Source organism: Candidatus Symbiopectobacterium sp. (genome assembly GCF_020054415.1).
In the GTDB taxonomy this organism is placed as follows: Bacteria; Pseudomonadota; Gammaproteobacteria; order Enterobacterales; family Enterobacteriaceae; genus Symbiopectobacterium.
In genome coordinates this window covers 1-1,368 of the sequence record NZ_JAHWCO010000470.1, presented here as the reverse complement: position 1 = coordinate 1,368, position 1,368 = coordinate 1, and the positions used below count along the sequence as shown (strand labels likewise).

General features: G+C 54.9%; 2 pseudogenes. Both read right to left on the bottom strand.

The features are described 5' to 3' along the window. Nucleotides 1-14: 14 nt before the first annotated feature. Nucleotides 15-140: pseudogene (locus tag QZ506_RS13830) on the bottom strand (AAA family ATPase); the annotation flags it as partial. After that, nucleotides 140-1,317 (bottom strand): annotated as a pseudogene (gene istA, locus QZ506_RS13825) (IS21 family transposase). The pseudogenes istA and QZ506_RS13830, both read right to left, overlap by 1 nt. Nucleotides 1,318-1,368 lie beyond the last annotated feature (51 nt).

Genomic DNA, 1,368 nt, shown 5'->3' with positions numbered 1-1,368 from the left:
TTCCATTCCTGTTACAGCACCATGCACAGGAACTCGCGGTAGTTCAGCTCTTTTTTGGCCGCCTGCTCCAGCAGGCTTTCGACGTGGTAGCCCAGATGTTCCATTTTCAGATGACCCAGCAGTATCTCCAGTTCATGCATCACAACAGCACCTCATACGCGCTCAGCGGACGATGTTCCACCTGACTGACCTGCTGCCAGAGCGGGGCGTAATGCTCCGGCACGGTCTGCCAGCCGGATGCAGCCGAACAGAGCCTGTGCGATGCCACCTGCTGCTCATTACAGTAGATCCTAAGTTCATCATCCAGCGAGATCCGTATTGAGACCGGGTGGCCACACAGGCTTTCCGGCACGCTGTAACGGTTCCCACCAACCTCTATATAGCCATCCCAGGAGACATGCCGGATATCGAAGTAACTGGTATCAAAGTCAGTATCCGGTAACGGCTGCAGATGCACCTGTTCCTGCGTGAAGCGCTGTTCCGGTGTCTGCCTGAACTGGCGAAGTTCCCTCCCGTCGGCAACGTCAGCCATCCACTGCTCCAGTAACTGATTAACATGGGCTAAGCTGTCGAACCGGCGGTACCGGACGAAGAAGTTCTCCTTGAGGTATTTAACCACCCGCTCCACCTTACCTTTGGTTCTGGCCCTTCGCGGGCGGCAGGCCCGTGGCAGGAAGCCATAGTGATCAGCCAGCAGCAGGAACCCGGAGTTGAACACCACCTTCCCGTTGTTATTTTTCAGCACTGCGGCTTTCTGGTTATCGACCAGCACGGTTTTCACGCTGCCGCCGAAGTAACGGAAGGCGCGAACCAGTGACTCATAGGTATGTTCAGCATCCTGTTTTGGTGCCGCGAAGACATGGAAGCGACGTGAGAACCCCAGCGTGTTAACCGCGAAGTTAACCCTGCATCGTTGCCCGGCAACCTCAGCCTCAACTTCCCCCCAGTCATGCTGAAGCTGGTAACCGAACCGGGCTGAGTTTCGAAGCGAACCGTTTTCTTCGATGGCCGCATCTTACGTTTGGGCTGGATGTAGTAACGCAACATGGAGCGTCCGCCGGTATAACCCATCGCCTTAATTTCCGCGAGGATGACCTCGCCGTTCCAGAGGTTCTCTGCCAGACGCATGTCGATATAGTCCATGAACGGCCTGAGTTTGGCCATTCTGTGGCGTGTTTTTCTGGCCGGAGGTTCCGGGTATTTCAGGTAGCGTCTGACAGTCCGCTCAGAGCAACCAACCTGAGTGGCAATATCGACAATATACGCACCCTGCTGGCGCATTTGCTTTATCATGTAAAAGTCCTCTCTGCTCAGCATGCTGATGTCCTTTCTGGTGTGAGAACCTCAATGAAACAACATGTTGGGTGG